This is a genomic window from Candidatus Eisenbacteria bacterium (assembly GCA_020847735.1).
Lineage (GTDB): Bacteria > Eisenbacteria > RBG-16-71-46 > RBG-16-71-46 > RBG-16-71-46 > CAIXRL01.
Genome location: JADLBL010000020.1, coordinates 80,639 through 102,095 on the forward strand (window position 1 = coordinate 80,639; position 21,457 = coordinate 102,095).

The 21,457-nt window shown below is 72.3% G+C and carries 15 protein-coding genes; 9 read left to right on the forward strand and 6 right to left on the reverse strand.

The genetic code is table 11. From position 1 onward, the window contains the following. Positions 1-113: 113 nt before the first annotated feature. Genes IT347_09180 through IT347_09210 form a run of 7 tightly spaced genes read left to right on the forward strand, consistent with a single transcriptional unit; the run spans position 114 to position 11,283 of the window. Complete coding sequence (locus tag IT347_09180) at positions 114-1,658, forward strand: oligosaccharide flippase family protein (GenBank protein ID MCC6349747.1); 1,545 nt, start codon at positions 114-116, stop codon at positions 1,656-1,658. Continuing rightward, on the forward strand, positions 1,655-3,664 hold the full coding sequence (locus IT347_09185; protein ID MCC6349748.1) for an NAD-dependent epimerase/dehydratase family protein: 2,010 nt from the start codon (positions 1,655-1,657) through the stop codon (positions 3,662-3,664). Before IT347_09180 ends, IT347_09185 begins: the two co-directional genes overlap by 4 nt. Next, entirely contained in the window at positions 3,661-4,533 is an 873-nt protein-coding gene (locus IT347_09190) for a hypothetical protein (GenBank protein ID MCC6349749.1), read from the forward strand. The genes IT347_09185 and IT347_09190 overlap by 4 nt, the downstream gene beginning before the upstream one ends. After that, on the forward strand, positions 4,530-7,082 hold the full coding sequence (locus IT347_09195; protein MCC6349750.1) for a hypothetical protein: 2,553 nt from the start codon (positions 4,530-4,532) through the stop codon (positions 7,080-7,082). The genes IT347_09190 and IT347_09195 overlap by 4 nt, the downstream gene beginning before the upstream one ends. An 11-nt stretch (positions 7,083-7,093) precedes the next feature. Beyond that, positions 7,094-9,034 carry an asparagine synthase (glutamine-hydrolyzing) gene (gene asnB / locus IT347_09200; GenBank protein ID MCC6349751.1) on the forward strand — a complete coding sequence of 647 codons (1,941 nt, stop codon included), beginning with the start codon at positions 7,094-7,096 and terminating at the stop codon, positions 9,032-9,034. 3 nt (positions 9,035-9,037) lie between these two features. Then, entirely contained in the window at positions 9,038-10,135 is a 1,098-nt protein-coding gene (locus IT347_09205; protein ID MCC6349752.1) for a glycosyltransferase family 4 protein, read from the forward strand. Beyond that, positions 10,132-11,283, forward strand: coding sequence for a glycosyltransferase family 4 protein (locus IT347_09210; protein ID MCC6349753.1), 1,152 nt, complete (start codon positions 10,132-10,134; stop codon positions 11,281-11,283). Before IT347_09205 ends, IT347_09210 begins: the two co-directional genes overlap by 4 nt. Before the next feature lie 37 nt (positions 11,284-11,320). Here the strand turns inward: IT347_09210 and IT347_09215 are convergent, their stop codons facing one another. The 6 genes from IT347_09215 to IT347_09240 form a co-directional block, all read right to left on the reverse strand. Then, positions 11,321-12,196, reverse strand: a complete 876-nt coding sequence (locus IT347_09215; protein MCC6349754.1) for a polysaccharide deacetylase family protein — start codon at positions 12,194-12,196, stop codon at positions 11,321-11,323. Then, positions 12,193-14,292, reverse strand: a complete 2,100-nt coding sequence (locus IT347_09220; GenBank protein ID MCC6349755.1) for a hypothetical protein — start codon at positions 14,290-14,292, stop codon at positions 12,193-12,195. The genes IT347_09215 and IT347_09220 overlap by 4 nt, the downstream gene beginning before the upstream one ends. 103 nt (positions 14,293-14,395) lie before the next feature. Beyond that, positions 14,396-14,806 carry an acyltransferase gene (locus tag IT347_09225; GenBank protein MCC6349756.1) on the reverse strand — a complete coding sequence of 137 codons (411 nt, stop codon included), beginning with the start codon at positions 14,804-14,806 and terminating at the stop codon, positions 14,396-14,398. Between the two features lie 104 nt (positions 14,807-14,910). After that, positions 14,911-15,939 (reverse strand): GNAT family N-acetyltransferase, encoded by a 1,029-nt coding sequence (locus IT347_09230; protein ID MCC6349757.1) that lies wholly within the window; start codon positions 15,937-15,939, stop codon positions 14,911-14,913. Positions 15,940-15,973: 34 nt separating this feature from the next. Beyond that, positions 15,974-17,902: an asparagine synthase (glutamine-hydrolyzing) gene (gene asnB, locus IT347_09235; protein MCC6349758.1), complete on the reverse strand. Its 1,929-nt coding sequence runs from the start codon at positions 17,900-17,902 to the stop codon at positions 15,974-15,976. 138 nt (positions 17,903-18,040) lie between these two features. Further along, positions 18,041-19,495: a hypothetical protein gene (locus tag IT347_09240; GenBank protein ID MCC6349759.1), complete on the reverse strand. Its 1,455-nt coding sequence runs from the start codon at positions 19,493-19,495 to the stop codon at positions 18,041-18,043. A 209-nt stretch (positions 19,496-19,704) separates the two neighbouring features. Between IT347_09240 and IT347_09245 the strand changes: the two genes are divergently transcribed. Then, positions 19,705-20,472, forward strand: a complete 768-nt coding sequence (locus tag IT347_09245) for a glycosyltransferase family 2 protein (GenBank protein ID MCC6349760.1) — start codon at positions 19,705-19,707, stop codon at positions 20,470-20,472. Between the two features lie 15 nt (positions 20,473-20,487). Further along, complete coding sequence (locus IT347_09250) at positions 20,488-21,453, forward strand: NAD-dependent epimerase/dehydratase family protein (protein MCC6349761.1); 966 nt, start codon at positions 20,488-20,490, stop codon at positions 21,451-21,453. Positions 21,454-21,457: the final 4 nt, after the last annotated feature.

A 21,457-nucleotide genomic window follows, 5' to 3' on the forward strand; every position in this document is an offset into this window, starting at 1 on the left:
CCGGGTTCGGGAGTCGTCACGAAGCCAGTCTAATGCGCGGACTCGCGGCCGCGCCAGCCACCAGTCCGCCCGGAAGCGGCGGCTGACCGGCGCACGAGGAAGCGTTCCCCCCAATGTATCCTCGCAAGTTCATCCGGGATTCGTTCGGCATCGCGCTCGCGCAATACGTGGTGCGCGGCACGCTGATGCTGCGGACGCTGCTCGCGGCGCGGCTGCTCGGGCCTCTGCCCCTCGGGGCCTGGAACGCCATCCAGCTCGTGCTCGACAACGGCTCGTTGCTGCTCCTCGGCAGCCAGCAGGGCCTCGACCAGATGGTTCCGCCGCGGGTCGTCGCGGGGGACGCCGACGCCGAGCGCCGCGTGAAACGGGCCGCGCTGTTCAACATCCTGGTGCTGACGGGCCTCTACGCCCTGTGCTGCCTGGTGTGGATCGCGGTCGGACGCAGCAAGATCCGCGACGCCTGGGGCTTCGCCGGCATGGCCGTCGCGCTCGCGTGCGTGGTCGCGACCAACCTCTCCAACTACCAGACCTCGATCCAGCGCTCGCACGGCGACCTGCGGACCGTCCGCTACTGGATGCTGATCCAGGGCGCGATCGGCGGCCTGCTCGGGCTGGCGCTGATCCCGGTGCTGGGCCTGTGGGGGCTGCTCGGAGGCTGGGCGGTGGGCTGCGTGGCGGCGCTCGTCTACACGAGCGTGCGTTCGCGCCGGCTCGCGCCGCTTTCGCCCGCGCCGGCGGCCGAGGGGCTCGATCTCGTCCAGACGGGCTTTCCGCTGTACGTCTACCTCTCGTCCTCGCTGATGATGCGTCAGCTCGACCGGCTGATCATCCTGCGCTTCCTGGGCGTCGAGATGCTCGGCTACTACGGGCTGGCGGTCATGGCACTGGCGTTCATGCTTTACATGCCCGACGCCGTGACCTACGTGCTCTATCCGCGGCTCCAACGCGACTTCGCGGCCGCGGGCGGCAACCCGGAGGCGATACGCGAACAGGTCGAGCGCGTGCTGCGAACCTACTCGATTCTCGTTCCCGCGCTCGGCGCTCTGGCGTTCTTCCTGGCCGGCCCGGCGGTGCAGTTCCTCCTGCCCGACTTCACGCCCGGGGTCCGGGCGATCCGCGTGCTGTGCTTCGGGGCCGTCGGGCTCGCGTTCGGCAACCTCGCCTCGATCGTGCTCATGACCGTCGGACGCCAGACCCTGCTCATGCCCGGCGCGGTGCTGTCGGCGGTGGCGGGCGCGGGTTTCGACCTGCTCGCCGTCCGCCTCGGCCACGGCATCCACGGCGTGGCCTGGGCGACGGTCACGACCTACTCGGTGAGCGGGGCGATGCTGCTGACGATGGCGCTGACCGGCCTGGCCCTCGCGCCGCGGCGGGTGCTGGCACTGCTGGGGCAGCTCTTCCTGCCGCTGGCGGTGGCGATCGCCCTGACGCTCGCCGTCTCGCAGGTCGTGCCGTGGGTGGGAAGCTCCTCTCTGGGCCTGCGCGCCGCCCGGTTCGCGATCTCGGCCGTGAGCTTCACGCTCCTTTACCTGTTCGCCGTCCGGCCCCTGGGCCGCGGGCTCGGCCTGCGGCGCCTGCTGTTCGAACTCAACGTTCCCGTCGTCGGGCCGCTCCTGCGGCGATTCGGCGGCGCGGACTTCCAACGGGACAACCCATGAAGATCCTCGTCACCGGCGCGGCCGGATTCATCGGCATCCGGCTCGTCCACCGGCTGCTGGCCGAAGGCCACGAAGTCGTCGCGTTCGTCCGCACGCCGCGCGGCGAGCTCAAGCTCGCTCGTCCGGGCCTCTCGGTGGCGCGCGGCGACATGACCGACCGCGACTCCCTCGCGAAGGCGGTGCGCGGATGCCAGGCCGTCGTCCACCTCGCCAACGCGACGCTCGTGACGGACTGGGACCGCGCCCGCGCGATCAACGTGGACGGCACCCGCGCCCTGCTCGAGGAGGCGAAGCGTGCCGGCGTCGGACGGGTCGTGTTCACCTCGACGCTCTCGGCCGTGCGCGAGCGGCGCGGCCCCTACGGCCAGACCAAGCTCGAGGCCGAAGTCGTCGTGCGCCAGTCGGGATTGCCGTTCGTGATCCTGCGGCCGTCGCTGGTTTACGGCGTCCACGGCATCGGGCTGGTGGCGAACCTCGCGGCCTACCTTCGCGGGCTGCCGGTCGTCCCGGTCATCGGCGACGGCCGGACCGAGCTGGACCCGATCCACATGGACGACGTGAACGAGGTGATCGTGCAGTGTCTGACCCGGGACGATGTCCTGGGGCGGGCCTACGATCTCCTCGGACCGGACCGCGTGACGTTCGACCAGTTCCTCGACCGCCTGAGCGCGGAGATCGGCGTGCGCAAGCCGTACGTCCACCTGCCGGGCGGCCTGATGCTGCTGGCCGCCCGCGTCGCGACCCGGCTGCTGGCGAAGCCGCCGGTCACCGAGGACAACGTCCTCGGGCTGATCTCTCCGGTGAAGGTGGATCGCGAGTCGGCGTTCCGCGACTTCCCGATCCGCTGGACGAAGCTCGAGATCGGCCTGCATGACGCGCTCGAGGAGCCCGATCCCGGAGACGAGGGCGCTCCCGCCGCGGGTCGCGCCGGCGTGCCGGTCGCGCCCGGGATGCGCGAAATGGCGAGGCCGGCGCGCCCGGTGCGCGTCGCCGTGGCCGGACTCGGCAAGCTCGGCGTGGCGCACACCGCGGTGCTCTCGATGGTGCCGGGCGTCCAGATCGTCGGGTTCACCGACACGCTGCCGGCGGGCGGCAAGAACCTGCGTGGAATGGGATTCCTCGCGCCCTTCTATCCGACGCTCGCCGGGCTGCTCGCGCAGGCGAAGCCCGACGCGGTGTGGGTGTGCACGCCGCCGCACGCGCACGAGCCGGTTGCGAAGCAGTGCGTCGAGGCCGGCGTGGCCGTGTTCATCGAGAAGCCGCTGGCACAGTCGGTCGAGAGCGCCGAACGGATCGCCGAACTGGCGCGCCGTCCCGGGGCGCGTGTCGCCTGCGGTTACACGCTCGCCTTCTGGCCGACCTTCGCGGCGGCCCGGCATGCCCTCGCGAGCGGCACGATCGGCGAAGTCCGGCGAGGACGCTCGAGCATGTTTCTTTCACAGGTGTTCGGCCCGCAGAAGGGCTGGATCGCCGATCCGTCGAAATCGGGCGGCGGCGTCGTGGCGAACATTTCCTCGCACCTGCTGTTCGTGATGCGCTGGTGTCTCGGGCAGCCGGTCGCCGTCCACGGCGAATGGAAGAAGGTGCACGGACAGGTCGAGGACGAAGTCACGGCGGCGTGGCGGTTCGCGAGCGGCGCCGAGGTCTCGTTCGAAACGTCGTGGAGCGTTCCGGGCTATCCGATGTCGGAGACCGTCCTCGAGCTGGAGGGCGACCACGGAACCCTGCGCGTCACGAACGAGTCGTTCGAGCTGGACCTGCGAGAGGCGCGCGCCGGCTGGCCGGCCGGGCGCACGAGCCTGTTCCACTCCGAGTTGCCGCAGCCCTCGCGCTTCGACTTCAACGGTGAGGCCTACGTGCTCGAGGACGCGTCGTTCGCGGCCTGGGTCGCGGGAGGCGAGCCGCCACCGGGCTCGACCGAGCTGGCGCTCGACGTGCAGCGGATGATGGCCGCGCTGTACGCCTCGTGCGAACAGGGCGGCGCCGAGACGGAGGTGGCCCGATGAGCGCGCCGAGGCTGCTGCTTTCGACCGAAACCCTGCTCGGGGTGACCCGCCATCCGCGCGCCGAGGCCCGCGCGCTCCAGACCCGCTTCGCGGACGCGGCGGCGCTCGCGCAACAGATTTCGGCGGCGCTCGACGCCGGCGCGGACGGCGTTCTCGCGGCGCCCTCCGCCGTCACGCGCGCCGCGCTCAGCGCGGCCGGCCGGCCGGTGCCGACCTGGGCGCTGCTTCCCAACGTGCCGGCCTACGTTCGCGACTCCTCGGAGGCTGGACTCGCCGGCGCGGCGATCAAGCGCGTCCGGGGCGCGGGTCCGGGAACGCTCGCGCGCCTCGGCCTGACCGGAGTCCAGCACGCGCTGGGGGTGGTGGGCGGGGATTTCGCCTCCATGGTGCCGCTGCTGCTGGAGCTCGAATCGGCTGCCCTCGGGGCGGCGAGGCTCGAAGGCGTCGTGATCGCGGCGGCGATCACGGATCTGGCGCTCGCCGGCCGCAATCGCCGCTTCTTCGCCCACCTGACGGCGTTCATGCGCGCGCGCTTCCGGGCGCGGGCCGGCTTCGAGACCCACAACGTCGGCCACCTGTTGCGCGCGCTGCGGGACTGGGGCGTCGAACCGGATCTCGTCGTCGGGCCGATGAACCCGCAGGGCTTCATGATGAAGCCCACCCCGGAGCGCGCGCTCGAGGAGATCGCCATCGCCGATGTCCCCGTGCTCGCCAAGGAGCTGACGGCGGGGGGGATCGGCGACCTCGCGACGGCAGCGGCCTGGGCAGGCGAACACGGCGCTCACGGGCTGGTCGTGGACCTCGCCGACGTGCGCGGTGAGGCCCGGGAACTCGCGAAGCTCGTCCCGGTCGCGGGAGCGCGCGCATGACACGAAGGCGCGCGGCCGCCCTCGCCGCCTCACAGCTGGCGATCCACCTGCTGCTGCTCACGGAGATCGCCCACTTCCTGCCGGGCGGAGCGCGGCTGGCGCTGGCGTTCGTGGCCCTGGTGCTGCTGCCCGGCGCCGGCTGGCTGGCGGCGATCGGAGCGCGGGTGCCCGGCGGCGCCTGGCTCGCGCCGGGATGGGCGCTCGGCCTTGGGGTCGCGTGGCAGGCGGCGCTGGTGCTGGTCACGCACTTCGCACACGTGCCCTTCACGGCGCTGGCGGGAGCGGGCGCGGTGGCATCGCTGCTGCCGTGGGCGGTCGCCGCGGCGCGCGGGGGCGAACTCAGGACGCGGACCACGGACGAGAGCGCACTCGGGGGCGCGGCGCTCGCCGCGGTGCTGCTCGCCGCCGGACTCGCCGCCTGGCACTGCGCGCGGCTCGGGACGCCGGTGACCTACTACACGGACTCGCCGGATCACATCGGCACGATCCGGCGCATGCTCGCGAGCGGGGACGCGTTTCCGACCGACGCCTTCTTCCGGGACGCGGGCGCGCTGGGCGCCGATCCGCGCAAGGGTCTCTGGCACCCGGTCGTCGCGCTGCTGTGCCGGCTTTCGGGCGTGGATCCCTGGCCCGCCTGGAAGATGCTCGGTGCGCTGATCGCGCCGCTGTTCGTGCTCAACGCGGCTTCGTTCGCCTGGCTGCTGGGCGGGGCGCTGCCGGCGGCCGCCGGAGCGTGGGCGCTGCTGCTCACCTACGGCGGATCGCTCTCGACGGTGTTCCTGCGCGAGGCGGGCCTCGCGACCAAGCTCGCCGACCAGCTCGCGATCGCGGTGGCCGCCGCGGTGCTCGCCGACCTGCGCGAACGCTCGGCGCGCAGCCGCACGGTCGCGATCGCGCTGGCCCTCGGCGCGGTCGTCACGCACGTCTTCGCCGCCCTGCAGTTCGCGACCGTCTTCGGCGCGCTCGCGCTCGGCCTGCTCGTGCGCGACCGGCGCGCGGGCCCGGAGCTGCGCCGGCTGCTGATCACCTCGCTCACGCTCGGGCTCGCGTGTCTGCCCTACCTGCTCTGGCGCACGCACGGCGCCTACGCCCCGGGCAACCCGATCCATCTCGAGCGCCAGGGCCTGCTGTACGTGAGCGATCATCTCTTCACGGTCGGCCTCGGTCCCTTCTGGGAATGGCTCGGCTTCGGCGCGCTGCTGTTTCCGCTTTCCTGGTGGGCGTGGGCGCGCGCCTCGGGGCGCACCGCGGTGCTCTACCTGCTGACGACCTCGCTCGCGGTCTTCGCGATCATGCTGTTTCCGCCGGTGACGATGGCCCTGGAGCCCCGGCTCGGTTACCTGCTCATGCGTTTCGTCTGGGTGCTGCCCCTGTTCGCGGCCTACGCGTACGCCTTCGCGGCGGTCGTCGGAAGGCTGCGCGCGGGCGCGACGCGGGCGAGGCTCGCGGGCGCCGCGGGGCTTGCGGGACTTCTGGCGCTGCTGGCCCATCCGCTCGTGGACGCGGGGCTCGTCTTCGCCGACCCGGCCAGGCACGCGGGTGGGCGCGAGGCGCTGGCCGGCATGGAGCGCTGGCGCGCGCCGCTCGCGTGGATGGACGGGCACCTGCCCGCAGGTTCGGTGGTGCTCAGCGACCCGGCGACGTCGTACGCGATCCCGATGGCGACGCGGCACTGGGTCGCGGCACTCGTGGACCAGCACAGCTCGCCGAACGACTCGCTGGGGCTGGTGCGCATCCTGCAGGCACGCGACGCGCTCGACCCGCACGCGGACTGGGCGACCACGCGGGCGGTCGTCGCCGCACGCGGGGTCACGGCGATCGCCCTCAACGACCGCTTCCGCGAGGTGCCGAGCCTGGACTACTGGACTCCGCGTCACGCGTGGTTTCGCGCCGCGCGCGCGCGGCTGGACGCCGAACCCCGGGCCTTCCGGCGCGTCTACGACCTCGGGGACTTCGTGATCTACGAGGTGGACCCGGTCGCGCTTTCGCGGCTCGCCGCCGGCGGCACGCCGCGCGGCTACGTCTCGGCCGCCGATCCGACGCCCGGGACGCCGCCCGTCGCGATGGGCCCGGGGCTGCCGGACCTGGCGTCGTTCGCGCTCTCCCGCGACCAGGTCGTGGCGGGGGAGACGCTGGTGGCCGTCTGCGTCTGGCACGCGCCGCGGGCGCTGCGCGCCGGTTCATACAAGGTCGCGCTGCGCTTCGACCGGAACCTGCCGCCCGACCTGAAGTCTCCGGCGTGGCTCGCCAAGCCCGCCCGCAAGCTGTACGAATCCCGCGCCGGCGAGCGCTATCGCTTTCGTGCCGACCATCTCCCGGTGGGCGGCGCCTACGGACCGGATCTGTGGACGGCCGCGCAGTGGATCGCCGACTCGGCGGTCGTCACCGTTCCCGCCGACGTCGCGCCCGGCGAATACGAGGTGCAGGTGAAGATGATCCGCGAGCCGCACTACCCGAACTACCGGCTCGGCGACTTCTTCTTCGATCACGACTACTACTCGGGGCCCGCCGTCGCGACGTTGCGGGTGCTTCCCCGGGCGAAAGGCTGAGGCCCACGACCATGTGCGGCATCAACGGCGTCTTCCACTATCGCGAGGGCGCACCCGACCTCGCGCTCGTACGGCGGCAGACGCACGCGCTGCGGCATCGCGGTCCCGACGACGCGGACGTGTGGAGCGAAGGTCCGGCCGCGCTAGGGCAGCGCCGCCTTTCCATCCTCGATCTGAGCCCCGCGGGCCACCAGCCGATGTCCAACGAGGACGGCACGGTCTGGGTGACCTACAACGGCGAGCTCTACAACTGGCCCGAGGTGAAGCCGCAGCTCGTCGCCCGCGGCCACCGGCTGCGCGGCAACAGCGACACCGAGATGCTGCTGCACCTGTGGGAGGAAAAGGGCGCCGCGCTGGTGGACGACCTGCGGGGCATGTTCGCCTTCGCGCTCTTCGACACCCGCCGCCGCACGCTGCTGCTGGCGCGCGACCGCGTCGGCAAGAAGCCGCTCTTCTGGCACGACGATGGCCGCAGGATCGTGTTCGCCTCGGAGCTCAAGAGCCTGATGCTGGATCCGTCGGTGCCGCGCGAGGCGGACCCGCGGTCGGTGGCCGACTACCTCACCTTTCAGTACGTCCCCAGCCCGCAGACCATCTTCGCGGGGGTCCGCAAGCTGCCGCCCGGGCACCGGCTCGTGTGCGACGCGAACGGCCCGCGGGTCGAGCGCTACTGGTCGCTGCCGGTGGAGCCCGATCCGACCATCGGACCGGCCGAGGCGGTCGAACGCCTGCGCGAGCTGCTCGCCGAGGCCGTGCGCATCCGGCTCATGTCGGACGTGCCGCTCGGCGCGTTCCTATCCGGCGGCCTCGACTCGAGCGCGGTGGTCGCGCTGATGGCGCAGGCGGGCGCCACCCCGGTCCGGACGTTCAGCATCGGCTTCGACGCCGCCGACTACAGCGAGCTCGAGCACGCGCGCACCGTCGCCCGCCATCTCGGGACGGAGCACCACGAGCTGATCGTGAAGCCGGACGCGCTCGATCTGCTCCCGAAGCTGGTCTGGGGCATGGACGAGCCGTTCGCGGACGCCTCGATGCTGCCGACCTTCCACGTCGCGCAGATGGCGCGACACCACGTGACGGTCGCGCTCTCCGGGGACGGCGGCGACGAGGCGTACGCCGGCTACACCACCTATGGATTCGCGCGCGACTATGCGCGCCTGGACGCCATTCCGGCGCCGCTGCGGCGGCTGGCGGCGCTGCCCGCGCGCTGGCTGGCGGGCGACCACCCGCTCGGGCGCAAGCTGCGTCGCGCGGGTCAGGACGTCGCCGGACGTCACCTCGAGGTCATCGCGCACTTCCCGCCGCACGAGCTCCCGGGCGTGCTGTCGCGTGAGCTGCGCGAACGCACGCGCGGACACGATCCGTTCCGCGCCGCGCGCGCCGTGCACGCGCGGGCGGCCGGCCCCGCCGGGCCCGTCGCGGCGCTGCTGCACCTCGACGCGGCCACCTACATGTGCGACGACGTGCTCGTGAAGGTGGACCGCACCTCGATGCTCAACTCGCTCGAGGTGCGGGCGCCCCTGCTCGATCAGGTCGTGCTCGAGTACGTGGCGCGACTGCCCTTCCACCACAAGCTGCGCGGCAACGTGACGAAGTGGGTGCTGCGCGAGGCGGTGCGACCGTTGCTGCCGCCGGCGATCCTGCAGCGGGGCAAGCAGGGTTTCGGCGTGCCGCTCGAGCACTGGTTCGGCTCCGGCTTCGGCGATCTCGCCCGCGACGTGCTGCTCGATCGCCGCTGCCGGGAGCGAGGCTGGCTCGACCCGACGGGCGTCGAGCGAGTGCTCGTGCCGGGCCGCCAGCGAGACGACCGCCGCGCGCGGCAGGTGTTCACGCTGCTGGCGCTCGAGCTGTGGGCGCGCACCTGGCTGGACCGTCCGCGCGAGGAACTGGACCGTCCCGAGTCGGGCGCCTGGCCGCTGCATCCGGCGGTCGCGGGCGTCGCGAAGGACTGAGACGTGCACCTCGCGATCGTCATCGGCCGCTTCCCGCCGGGAGTGATCGGCGGGGCCGAACTGCAGGCCGAGGCCTGGGCGCGCCGACTCGCGGCGCGACATCGCGTCACCGTCGTGACGCGCCTCGATGTGCCGGGTCAGCAACCGGTCGAGGAGCGCGACGGCTTCACGGTGCGCCGGCTGCCGGTCTCGCCGCTGCCGGGCTGGAGGACGTTCGCCGACCTCACCGGGATCGAGCGGCTGCTCGCCGGGCTGCGGCCGCGGCCGGACGTGCTGCTCGGGTTCATCACGTTCGCTTCCGGGCTCGCTGCGGTCCGCGCGGGCCGCAGGCTCGGCGTACCGGCGGTCGTCTGGATCCGCGGCGAAGCCGAATACCGCCTCGGCGCTTCGCGCTTTCATCGTTATCTCGCGCCGCGCATCTGGCGCGGTGCGACCGGCGTGCTGGTCCAGAGCGACTGGAACCGGCGCGAACTGCTCCGCGAGCTCGGTTCGGTTTCGCCGTCCGCGGCCCGGGACGTGGAGGCGAAGCTCGACGTGGTCCCCAACGGCCTCGAGCTGCCGGCAGGTCCGTTCCCACCCGGCGACGGCGTGCTCGCGGTGGGACGGCTGATCGCCGACAAGGGCGTGGACGTGCTGGTGGACGCCTGCGCGTCGGCGGGGCTTGCGCTGGTGATCGCCGGCGACGGCCCCGAGCGGGGCGCGCTCGAAGCGCGCGCTCGCGCGCGTGGCGCGTCCGTGCGGTTCACGGGCCCGCTGTCACGACCGCAGCTCGACCCCCTCTATCGAGCGGCCGCGGTCTGCGTGCTCGCCTCGCGGCGCGGCGAAGGACTGCCGAACGCGGTGCTCGAAGCCATGTCGTATGCGCGGGCGCTCGTCGTGACGCCTTCGGGCGCGACGCGCGACCTGCTCGTGGACGGCGAGAGCGGACTGTTCGTGCCCGCGGACGACCCTGAAGCGCTCGCCGCCGCGCTGCGGCGGCTGCACGGCGAGCCGGCGCTGGCGGCGCGCCTGGGAGCGCGGGCGCGCCAGGCCGCCGAGGCCTACGCCTGGGAACGCGTGGTGCCGCGGCTCGAGCAGACGCTCGGCAGGTGGCTGCGGTGAGCGTGCAACCGGTGCGCGTGTGCTTCTTCTCGCCGCTCCTTTGGCCGGTGTGGAGCGGCGGCGCGGTGCCGTTCGCCGGCGGCGCCGAGATGCAGCAGGCCCGCCTCGCGCGCGGACTCGCGGCGCGCGGCTTCGACGTAACGGTCGTGACCTGCGACTTCGGGCAGCCCTCCCCGGTCACCGTGGACGGCGTGCGCGTTCTCAAGACCTACCGGCGCGAATCCGGAGTGCCGGTGCTGCGCTTCTTCCACCCGCGGCTCTCGCGCAGCGTCGCGGCGCTGCGCGCGGCGGCCGCGCACGTCTACTACGTCCGCGCCGCCGGGCTCGAGGCGGGCATCGCCTTCGACGTGGCCCGCTCGCTCGGGGCCGCGTTCGTGTTCGCCGCGGCGCACGATCACGACGCGCGCCGCGCGCTGCCGCTGCTCGGCAATCCGCGGGATCGCTGGTGGTACGCGCGCGCGCTGCGCGGAGCGGACGCGGTCATCGCCCAGTCCGGGGCGCAGCGCGAGCTGTTTCGCCGGGAGTGGAATCGCGAGTCCGAGGTGGTGCCCAACCTCGTCGAGCTGCCGTCCTCGGCCGGACCCCGCACGGGCACCGACGTGGTGTGGCTCTCGACCTACAAGGCCGCCAAGCGCCCGGAGTGGTTCACGGCGCTCGCGCGCGCGTTGCCGGCGCAGCGATTCGTCATGGCGGGCGTGGTGCCCCGCCCGCCCGACCCGGTCGAGGCATGGGAGGCCGCGCAAGCCGCCTCCCGCGAGTTGCCGAACCTCGAGGTGCGCGGTTTCGCCGATCCGGCAGGTGTGTCCGAGCTTCTGCGCGGCGCCGCGCTGTTCGTGCACACGTCGCCGGCCGAGGGCTTCCCGAACACGCTGCTCGAGGCGTGGGCGCACGGCGTGCCGGGCGTCTCGTGCGTGGACCCCGACGGCGTGGTCGCCCGGGAGGGACTCGGCGAACAAGTCGCGGACCGCGAAGGGCTCGTACGGGCGGTCGGTACGTGGATGGCCGACCCGGCCCGCCGCCGCGCCGCGGGCGAGCGCGCCCGCGCCTACGCCGCGCGCGCCCACTCGCCCGCGGCCACGATCGAAGCGCTGGCGCGGATCCTCGGGCGCGCGGCCGGTGCCCGCCCGCGCACGTCCGGCCGCGGCTGAACGCGGATCCGCGCGTCCGCGGCCGCCGGCGCGCCGCTCACTCCTGCAGCCAGCCCTCGCTCACGAGGATCTCGCGCATGGGCGCCCATTCGTAGCGCCGAAACAGGTTCTCGAGCTTGCCGACGACCGAGTGCAGGTTGACGTAGGTGATGAAACGGTTCAGCGGATCGAGCGGCATGCGGCGCGATTCGGGCGTGACCTCGCGCGGGTGCAGGTAGAGCACGAACGGGCGGCGGCGCAGGATGTAGTCGAGGCCGGCGCGAAACACCGGCAGCGGCAGCGCCCGCAGGTAGAAGCCGCCGCCGAGCGGGAAGCGCATCCGGTAGATCTGCGCGGTCGCGACCGGGAACTCGACGAGGTCGGCGTGCGGGTCGTGCTTCGTCAGGTCGGTGGGCGAGGGGCGGTAGATCCAGCACGGCGCGCCCCGCGTTCCGTACATCTTCACCTTCATCGGGAAGATGCTGGAATCGTAGCGATAGCCCTCGGCGCGCAGCACGTCGAGCGCCCACGGGTTCGAGCGGTCGATGCTGAAGGTCGGCGCGCGAAAGCCCATCACCGGAAACTCGCCGAGCGCGTCGGTGACGACGTCGCGGAACTCGCGCAGCTCCGCGCGAAAACTCTCGGGGCTGGCCCTCCACAGCGGCCGATGATCCATGCCGTGACAGGCCAGCTCGTGGCCTTCGTCGCGCATGCGCCGCGCCAGGTCGGGGTGGGCGCGGACCACGGCGCCGAGCACGAAGAACGTGCTGCGCAGCCCGTGCCGCCGGAGCAGGTCGAGGATCTCCATCGTGCCCTGGCGCACGATGCTGTCGTGCCCGCGCTGGCCCGTCTCGACGCGATTCACCTCGCTGTGATGCCAGTCCTCGATGTCGAACGAGAAGGCCGCCTTGTGCGGGAAAGGGGAGGGGCTCAAGGCGACTCCAGCAGCACGAGCCGGTAGATGCGGTAGCCGTCCGCGGAGTAGCGCCGCTCGGCGCGCGCACCGGCCGCGGCCTCGAGGCGCGCCCACGGCGCGTCGCCCGGCGCGAAGTCCTGGGCCCGGTAGAGCAGGTGGATCGCGCCCACGCGGTGCACGCGCCGCGCGCGCGCCACCACGTCGGCCAGGTACCCGGCGTCGGCGTCGAACGCGGCGACGGGACCGAAGAGGTCGGCGGTGACCTCGCGGCGGCGCTCGAAGTCGTGGAGCGGGTAGCCGGCGCGGTCGGCCCCGGCGCGCGTCGCGACCAGCATGCGGCGGGGCCCCTGCACGGTGAGCAGGTCGCGGTTGGCGGTCTCGAGGAAGACATCGTCGGGTGAGGTGTTCGAGCGGAGCCACGCCAGCATCGCCTTCTCGCCGGGCCGGGGGTTGAGCGCCGGCGATTCGGTGCGCATCGGGTCGCGCACGACCCCCTGCAGGAACGCCAGCGGCGGAACGGCGAACAGCAGCACGATCACGACCGCGAACGCGGGCCGCCCGAGCCGGGTCCGCCAGCGCTCGAGGGCGGGCAGGAACTCGACCCCGCCGAGCAGCGCCAGGACGAGGAAGGCGACCCAGACGTACTTGTGCTCGTTGCCCTCGGGCAGGTGGACGACGCACTGCATGAGCACGACGCCCAGCGCCCACAGGGACAACCAGGCCGCCAGCGGCGCCCGCTCCCGCCAGGCGCGGCGGATTCCCGGCCACGCGAACAGCAGGGTCACCCCGCACGCGGTGGCGAGCGTCCACGGCATCCGCCAGCCGGGTTGAATCCAGTGCTGGTCGAGTCCCGTCACGTCGTTCCGCCAGCCGCTCGCGATCGAGATCAGATAGGGCAGCCCGAGCGCGAAGCCGACGCACGACGCCACCCAGAACGGCAGCGTCTGGCGCGCCGACGGCAGCCAGGGCGCGCGGCCGCGCAGCAGCCAGCCGAGCGCGAGCGCGCCGGTGGTGACGGGAATCATGCCCATGCCCACGACGCTGTGGGGAAGGATGCTGCCGAGGCCCGCGAGGAGGGCGACGGCGAGCCACCGGCCGCCGCCTCCGCTCAGCACCCGCGCGAGCGCCAGGAAGTGCACGAGCAGGAAGAGATAGGCGTAGCCGAGCGGACCGCCGAGCGTGATCTTGTCCCAGAACTGCACCATCCACGCGAAGGGCGCGGCGATGACGTAGATGACGTCCCAGGAGCCGACGTGCATCAGCGAGAGCTGCCGGCGGATCTCGTCCATGCCGCGCACCTCGCCCGAGAGCGCGAGCAGGAAGCGAAGCGGCGTCAGCAGGTAGGCGCCCGCATTGAGCCCGAAGGTGAACAGGACCAGCGTGCCGCGCGCCGCGCGCTCGCCACCCCACAGCGCCCAGGCGAGCTGCCAGACGAGCAGGAACTGGATCGCGGTCGTCACGACGTTGAGGAGGGCCATGAACACGAACGGATCCTGGCCGCGCAGGGACGCCAGCTGGGCGATGAAGTACTGGTAGATCCAGACGTAGTTCAGGTGCAGGCCGATGAACCGCGGGTCCACCGGCGGCACGCCGTGCAGGCGGATCTCGCCGCTGATCGCCGCGTGCACCCACGTGTCGGAGCGGATCAGCGACCACGGGTTGAGCGCGAGGCAGGCGACCACGAAGGCGACCGCCCCGAGCGTCCAGCCCCACGCGAAGCGCGACACCGGCGCCTCGAGCGGATCGTCCGCCGGCCGGCCCACGGCCCGGGCCTCGCCACCGGCGAACAGGATCCAGCCCCCGACGCCGACGAGTCGCGCGGCGGTCGCGAGCTCGAGGCCGCCGCGCACCAGGGCGAGCCCGGCGAGGACGCTGACCAGCGGCGAGAGCGCGAGGCCGATCGTCCAGCGGGTGGAGGCGCCGGCCCGCGGGAGCACCAGCCGCGCGAGCGCCATGCCCGGGAACACGCCGAGCCAGACGAACGCGCCCGCCTGTCCCGCCAGGCCCGGCAGCGCCAGTCCGCCCGCCGCCAGCGCGCTCAGGGCCAGCAGGGCCCAGACGCTCGGAGCCAGCGGGCCAGCGAATGCACCTCGCCCCGGTACGCCGCTCGTCAAGCAGCCTCCCGGAAGCACCGCGTCGCCGGGCCGCCCGGCAACGCCGCGAGCGGCGGTGGCCGGCGCCTCCGGAGCTTCGTCACTTGGACCCGGGGCGCCTGCTTCATCGCTCGGCTTCCTTGAGCCGACGCGCGGGAACGCCGCCCACCACCGCGCCAGCGGGTACGTCGCGCGTCACCACGGCGCCCGCGGCGACGACGGCGCCCTCGCCCACCGTGACGCCGGGCAGCACGATGCAGCCCGCGCCGAGGTAGCAGCCGCGTTTCAGCACGACGGGCGCGACGGTGCCGTCGCCCGCGCCGGCCTGGGTTCGGTCGAGGCGCTTGGCGTCGTCGTGAACCACGACCATGACGCGGAACGAGATCGTCACGTCGTCCTCGACCACGACGAGTTCGGGGAACTGGTCGTCGAGCCAGGTGTCGAGTCCGATGAAGACGTGGCGCCCGACCCGCACGCCCATCCAGCGGTAGAGCTGGTTGCGCAGGGCGGGGGCGATCGTCGCGCGGGCGATCATGTGCAGCTGCTTCTGCCAGAACGTGCGGAGCAGCGTTCGCGGCGCGATGCGTGTCTCGTACTCGCGCCGCGCCACGCGGCCGGCGATCTTCGGGTGCTCGTCGCTCACATCACCTCCGGGAACAACCGCTTCGCCGGCTCGCCCAGCAACGCCGCCAGCGGCAGCGGCAGGCGCTTCCAGAGTTTCGTCGCAAGATCGAGCGAGCCCTTCTGGTCGTCGAGCGTCGGAAACCGCTTCGCCGTGCCGAGTACGTACTGGTAGTGCAGCGGCACCGGCTGCGCGCCCCACTGTTCCTTGAAGCGGAAGGTCGGAGAGCCCCACTGGCTGCGGCCGAAGTCGAAACGCCTGAGTCCCCGGGCGATGGCCCGCTGGATCGCCTCCCAGTAAAGCACCTGGTTGGGGCAGCGCACGAAATGCCGGCGCAGCGACGACGCCCAGGGATCCATGAGCGTGTCGCGATGCGTGACCGTGAACATCGCGCCGGCCGCGTCGCCGGCGTGCTCGATCACCAGCAGGTCGGCCGCCGCGCCGAGCAGCTCGAGCGCCAGCCGGTAGTAGGCCGGGCCGCGAAGCGGGGTGCCGAGGTCGCGCATGTTCTCGAGCATCACGCGGTGAAAGGCCGCGAGGTTCGCGTGCCCCCAGCGCCGCTCGTACCCGGCCTTCTCGCCCTTGCGGATCTGGTTGCGGAGCTTGGCGCCGAAGCGCGCCCACTGCCCTTCGGGTTCGCGGGTGAGTTCGAGAACCATCGTGAGGTGCTCGCGATTCGTCTCGAGGTCCGGCCAGGCGCGCGGCTGGTCGCGCAGCTCGAGCCAGGCCAGGCGCTCGCGCGCGACCTCCTCGCGCGCCGGCGCGAGCAGTGCCGCCGCGACGGCCTCGTCGTCCGCGAGCAGCCCCCCCGGCGCCGAGAACAGCGCCGGCCGCCGGCCGCGCTTGCGAAACAGGGGCAGCACGCCGCGCACGCGGCCGTCCTCCTCCGCAAGCCAGTAGCGCGCGGACACGCCGTACGCGCGCGTGGTCAGATCCCTCCAGGCGATCCGCTGCCCGAAGTGCGAGAGCGGGCTGGCCTGCACGTAGGCGTCCCAGGCGGCGCCGTCGGCGGCCTCGCAGGGCCGCACCCGAAGCGTCGCGCTCACGCGGGCCGCTCCGCGTGCCGGCGGCGGGCCCGCCTCACGCGGGCACTTCCGCGGCGGCGCGCGCGGGGGGCGCCCAGGCGGACGGCGGTTCGGGGGCGCGATCCACCCACTGCCGGTGCCACAACTCGAGCGTCAGCAGCGTCCAAAGTTCCCGCCCGCGATCGCGACGCCCGGCCAGATGGTCGTCCACGTAACCGCGCAGCACCGCGGGCTCGAAGTAACCGCGCCCGAGGCACGCGGGGGAGAGCAGCGTGTCGGCCAGCAGTTCGCGGAGCGGACCGCGGAACCACGGTGAAAGCGGAACCGTGAACCCGACCTTCGGCCGGTCCACCACCTCGGCGGGCAGGAGCTTTCGCGCCAGGCGCTTGAGCAGCACCTTGCCTTCGAGGCCGCGGATCTTGTGTCGCGGCGACAGTCGCAGGGCCCAGTCCACGAGCGGGTTGTCGAGCAGCGGCACGCGCGCCTCGACCGAAGCGGCCATGCTCATCTTGTCCATCTTCATCAGCAGGTCGTCGGGCAGCCACAGCCGCAGGTCCGCGTCGAGCATGCGGTCGAGCGGCTCGCGCGCCGCGCTCCCGGCGAGCGCGCGCCGGAACGGGTCGGTGGCGGCCGGCGCGTGCGGGCGCAGTACCGGGCCGAGCAGCCGGTCACGCTCGCGCCCCGCGAAGCCGGCGAACCAGGCGGCGAGCCGGTCGCCCTCGTCGCGGAAGCGGGCGCTGCGTCCGACCACCTGCAGCTTGCGGAAGCCGAACGGCAACCGGTCCACGAGGTGGTCCAGGAACGGATCGCGCAGCGGCGCCGGCACGCGCGCGAGCGCGCGTGCCCACGGCTCGACGGCGTACTTGGGGTAGCCGGCGAACAGCTCGTCGCCGCCCTCGCCGGTGAGCACCACGGTGACCGTGTTCCGCGCGAGCTGCGTGACGAGGTAGGTGGGAATCGCGGCCGGCTCGGAGAGCGGCTCGTCCTGGTGCCAGACCAGCCGGGGCAGCTCGCGCAGCACGTCGGCCGCGCCGACGACGAGTTCCCGGTGATCCGTGCGGCAGTGCGCGGCGACGAGGCGCGCGTAGGGCAGCTCGCTGTACGGCCCCGGCGCGTCGAAGCCGACCGAGAACGTCTGCACGGGCCGCTCGAGGATGCGCGACATGAGCGCCACGACCAGGCTCGAGTCCACCCCGCCCGAGAGCAGCGCGCCGAGCGGAACCTCGCTCATCAGGTGCGAGCGCACCGAGGCCTCGAGGCGTGTCTCGACCTCGGCGAGCGCCTCGTCGTCGGACGGATCGAGGCGCGGCTCGAACGCCGGGCGCCACCAACGGCGCACCGACTCGCGGCCGCCGTCCACCGTCAGCGAATGCCCGGGGGGCAGCTTGTGAATGCCCTCGAAGAGCGTCGCGGGTGAAGCGCAGTAGCGCAGCGTGAGGTGCTCGACGACGCCCTCGGGCCGCGGCCGGCGCCCGACGCCGGGGAACGCGAGCAGCGCCTTGATCTCGGACGCGAACGCCCATCCGCCGCCGCTGCGGGTCCAGTACAGCGGCTTGATGCCCACGCGATCGCGCGCGGCGAAGAAGCGCCGCCGCGGACGGTCCCAGAGCGCGAACGCGAACATGCCGTCGAAGCGTCGCAGGCAGTCCTCGCCCCACTGCTCGTAGGCGTGGACGATCGTCTCGGTGTCGGAGTGCGTCCGGTAGCGGTGCCCGAGCGACTCCAGTTCCCGGCGCAGGGCGGCGTGGTTGTAGATCTCGCCGTTGTAGGCGATCCACACGTCGCCGTTCTCGTTCGAGATGGGCTGGTGGCCCGAAGTCACGTCCACGATGGCCAGGCGGCGAAAGGCGAGCCCGGCGCCCGGCTCGGCGAGGAAGCCCTCGTCGTCGGGTCCGCGGTGCCGCAGCGCGTGCGCCGCGGCCGCGAGCCACGCGGGCTCCGGCGTCCGGCCGTCGGGATCGTGGTAAGCCGCGAAACCGCACATCAGCGACGAACGACCGGGCGGAACCAGGCGCGCATGCGTGAATCACCGGAGGGGAGCGGGGGAACGTATCGGGGAGCGCGGATCACGCGGAAGCGTATCCCAGCGATTGCAGGCCCGGCAACGCGCGGCCGCCGGGCCTCATGACGCGGGCGCCCGGGAGCCGGCCGCGGGGTTTCGCGCCACCTTGTAGGCGGCGGTCCACACCGAGAACATCGCCCAGACCACGATCTGGTACGTCGGATTGCGCAGGTAGTCGATCTTGAACTCGTTGATCGCGAACAGCGCGAACTGCACGTGGGCGATGATCAGGAACGATTCGGCGTAGGGACCGTGAACGAGGTCGTCCGTCCGCGGCCGTGTCATCTGCCAGAAGCGGAACATCATGATCAGGAAGAACGCCAGCCCGATGAAGCCGACGATGTTCGCGTAATAGAGGTACACGTTGTGGGGCCACGTCGGTTCGAAGCCGAACATGGTGCCGTAGTGAGGGCCCTTGCCGACGAGCGGATGGACCCAGGCGCGCGCCCAGGCGTTCGTCCAGGCGTCGGCGCGCGAGTCGGGCATCCAGCCCCCGACCAGCTTCGTGCCCTCCAGCCGCCCCAGCAGGTCGCCCGAGCGGGTGAAGTGGGAAACCATGAAGTTCATGCCCAGGAACAACGCCAGGCCGGCGCAAGCGGCGATCGTGAGCGGGACGACTTTGAGGCGGCGGCGAATCGACCAGAGCAGCACCGGCAGAGAGAGCAGCAGAGACAGGATCGCCCCGCGCGTGACGGTCGCGAACAGGATGAAGACGTTCAGCACCATGAAGAGGGTGTACAGGCTGCGCTCGTTGTTGGATCGCGCGCGCGCCCAGCGAAAGCCCGCGAGCAGCAGCGTCAGCGCGCTGTACTCGGAGAGCAGCTCGTAGTCGAAGAACGCCGAGCCGATCCGGACGTTGCGGGTGCCGAAGTCGGTGCCGATCGTGTGCTGGAAGCCGAACCAGCCGGGAATGAAGTCCTGGCCCGGATGGTTCAGCTCCCACAGCCCGAGCAGGAAGATCGTCAACGCGGAGAAGAGCTGCGCGTCGTGCAGGCGCTTGAGACCACGTTCGTCGTGGACGTTGTTCGTGATCAGGAAATACATGAAGACCGAGCCCACGAACAGGATCAGGTTCCGCAGGCCGAGGTCGAGATCGATCGGGTCGCGCACGTTGCTGAACGACAGGATGTAGACGATGAACAGTCCGATCAGCGGCAGGTCGATCGGAGAGCGTCGCGGCGCCGCGAGCTGGCGCGTGGAGACGCGCACGAGCCAGAAGATGACCAGCATCAGGATGAACGCGATGTTGGTCGTTCCGAAGACGGTGCCGCGCGGGAAAGGCAGCGCGACGATCAGCAGGCTGATGCCGGCCAGCATGTCGAGCCGCCAGGTGATCCCGACGACGACCACGCTGATCAGCAGCGGGATCATTCGCTTGTCCGGGAACACGTACTGCTGGCCGATCAGGATGCCGGCGGCGGCGATCAGCAGGCCCTGCAGCCAGCGGCCGACCCCGGTCGCCTGTGAGCTTGCGGGGACGCGCGGGCGTGCCGGACTGACCGTGGGCGGATTCATCGGATCGAAAGGGTCCTCGGGACGTCGCGCTGCGCTCGCATACCCGCTGAAAGTCTAGCGCGGACGATTCGTGAGCCGCCAGCCGGGAGTGAGGCCCGGCGCGCCGCGGGCGGCGCCCCGGTCCACCGCGCCGGCGTCCTCAGTGCAAGATGCAATCCGACCCCCGCCGCCCTCGCCGCCCCGCTTCGCTGTGCTACCGTGCGCCGTCCATGTCCGCGCCGCGAAGCATCCCACCGGAGCCGCCCGCCGGGCAGCTCGCGCTGATCGACCCGGCGCGTGTCGCCATCGTCGTTCCCGCGTGGAACGAGGCCGGCAAGATCGGCCAGGTGGTGCGCAGGATCCCGCGCCGCTGGGCGGGGTGCGTGATCGTGGTGGACGACTGCTCCGGCGATTCGACGGCGGACGAGGCGCGCGCCGCCGGGGCGGACGTCGTCCTGCGGCACGAGCGGAATCTCGGTGTGGGCGCGGGTATCCGCACCGGCCTGCTCGAGGCGAAGCGGAGGGGCTACGAGGTCGCGGCGGTTCTCTCGGGCGACGACCAGCATGTGCCCGACGAGCTGCCGCGCATCCTCGCGCCCGTCTTCGCCGGCGAAGCCGACCTCGTGCAGGGCTCCCGCTGGCTGCCGGGCGGCGCGACGCCCGGCATTCCGCCGGCGCGGCGCTGGCTCACCCGGCTGTATCCGCTGCTGTTCCGGCTGGCGAGCGGATTCCCCGTGACGGACGGCACGAACGGAATGCGGGCGTTCCGGCTTTCGCTGCTCGACGATCCGCGCATCCGGCTCGAGCAGGCGTGGCTCGACCGCTACGAACTGGAGCCCTATCTGCTCTATCAGGTCGTCCGTACCGGCCATCGCGTTTGCGAGGCCCCGGTCACGGTCTGCTACCATTCACGCGGCACGACCAAGATGAAGCTGCTGTCCGACGGCTGGCGCATCCTGCGGCCGCTCGTCTTTCTGCGCCTCGGACTGCGGCACTGACCCCCGGAGAACCGCTTGATTCCGCTCGAAGACACCCGCGTCCTGGTGACGGGAGGCGCGGGATTCGTGGGCAGCAACCTGGTCCGCCGCCTGATGAGTGCCGGCGCGCGCGTGACGGTGCTCGACGACCTGTTCACCGGCCGGCTCGAGAACCTGCCCGCATCGGGTTTCGAGTTCGTGCACGGTTCGGTGTGCGAACCGGCGCTCGTCGGCAGGCTGGTGGCCGAAGCGGAGGTCGTCTTCCACGCGGCGGCGCGCAACATCGTGGTCTCGACCCAGAACCCTCGCGAGGACTTCGAGACCAACATCGGCGGAACGCTCAACGTCCTGCTCGCCGTGCGCGAGCACCCCGAGCGCGTCCGCCGGGTGCTGTACACGTCGAGCACGTCCGTGTACGGCAACCCGCGCTACCTGCCCATCAACGAGGACGACCACCTTTCGCTGCTCACGCCGTACGCGGTTTCCAAGCTGGGCGGCGAGAACTACTGCATGGCGTTCTACGAGTCGTACGGGCTTCCGGCGACGGCGGTGCGCTACTCGAACATCTACGGACCCGGCCAGGATCCCGCGAACCCGTACTGCGGGGTGGTCGCCAAGTTCATCGAGTCGCTGTTCGCCGGCGAACCGCCGGTGATTCACGGCGACGGCAACCAGACCCGCGACTTCACGTTCATTGACGACGCCGTCGAGGCCACGGTGCGGGCCGCCACGAGCGACCGCGCGCTCGGCGAGGTGTTCAACGTCGGCACGGGGACCGAAACGCGCGTCAACGAGCTCGCCGCGCTGCTGGTGCGCATCGTCGGTTCGGACCGGGTGCCCGTGCACAAGGACCGGCGCGACGTGGACAACATCCGCCGCCGGGTGGTCAACATCGAGAAGACCCGGCGCGCCCTGCGCTGGATTCCCGAGACGACGCTCGAGCAGGGACTGCAGCTGACCGTCGCGTGGCAGCGCGCGCGGAGCTCCGCCGGCACGAGCTGACCCG

Coding starts and splice junctions, on each gene's coding strand:
- IT347_09180 (MCC6349747.1), top strand. CDS start 114: ATGTATCCTCGCAAGTTCATCCGGGATTCGTTCGGCATCGCGCTCGCG.
- IT347_09185 (MCC6349748.1), top strand. CDS start 1,655: ATGAAGATCCTCGTCACCGGCGCGGCCGGATTCATCGGCATCCGGCTC.
- IT347_09190 (MCC6349749.1), top strand. CDS start 3,661: ATGAGCGCGCCGAGGCTGCTGCTTTCGACCGAAACCCTGCTCGGGGTG.
- IT347_09195 (MCC6349750.1), top strand. CDS start 4,530: ATGACACGAAGGCGCGCGGCCGCCCTCGCCGCCTCACAGCTGGCGATC.
- asnB (MCC6349751.1), top strand. CDS start 7,094: ATGTGCGGCATCAACGGCGTCTTCCACTATCGCGAGGGCGCACCCGAC.
- IT347_09225 (MCC6349756.1), bottom strand. CDS start 14,806: ATGATCGCCCGCGCGACGATCGCCCCCGCCCTGCGCAACCAGCTCTAC.
- asnB (MCC6349758.1), bottom strand. CDS start 17,902: ATGTGCGGTTTCGCGGCTTACCACGATCCCGACGGCCGGACGCCGGAG.
- IT347_09240 (MCC6349759.1), bottom strand. CDS start 19,495: ATGAATCCGCCCACGGTCAGTCCGGCACGCCCGCGCGTCCCCGCAAGC.
- IT347_09245 (MCC6349760.1), top strand. CDS start 19,705: ATGTCCGCGCCGCGAAGCATCCCACCGGAGCCGCCCGCCGGGCAGCTC.